Origin of the sequence: Flavobacterium sp. J49 (genome assembly GCF_011742145.1) — a bacterium.
GTDB lineage: Bacteria > Bacteroidota > Bacteroidia > Flavobacteriales > Flavobacteriaceae > Flavobacterium.
On record NZ_JAAQQU010000003.1, the window covers coordinates 1 to 477 of the forward strand.

Sequence of the window (477 nt, forward strand, 5' to 3'; positions counted from 1 at the left end):
GCATTTCTTAGCCGGAAAGTACTAAGTTCAAAATTTGATTATATTTACAACAATAATTTAAAAAGTCGCCACGACTACCAAGCGGCGGAACGTTATAAAACAGTTTACTACCATCCTTTGCGACAGTCTTTACACCAGTAACTTCCGTCTATTCTTTTTACTTCTTTTTCTTTATTGCAATGTATGCAAACCGATTTTATAACATCAGTTTGTAGCAATTGCAGGGTTTGTGCGTGTTTGGCAAGTGAGTAAGCTAAATTAGTAGCATTTTCATCATCGCTTTTTAACCAAGCAACTATTAATATTTCAAAATCTTTTGCTAATTCTTCCATTTGTATTTGTAATCTTTAGTGATTAATTATTTGCAACTGCTACAATCTGAGGAACGTTACCGCTAAGTTTTGGTTGCGTTTTAAAAATCATATTCTTCGTCTTTTTGTGGTTTAATTTTAATGGAAAATTGAGCCGAAAAGATCA

At 32.7% G+C, this 477-nt stretch carries 1 protein-coding gene; it reads right to left on the reverse strand.

All coding sequences use genetic code 11. The features are described from left to right. Positions 1-107: 107 nt before the first annotated feature. Positions 108-332: a hypothetical protein gene (locus HA632_RS00010; protein WP_176305197.1), complete on the reverse strand. Its 225-nt coding sequence runs from the start codon at positions 330-332 to the stop codon at positions 108-110. Between the last annotated feature and the right edge of the window lie 145 nt (positions 333-477).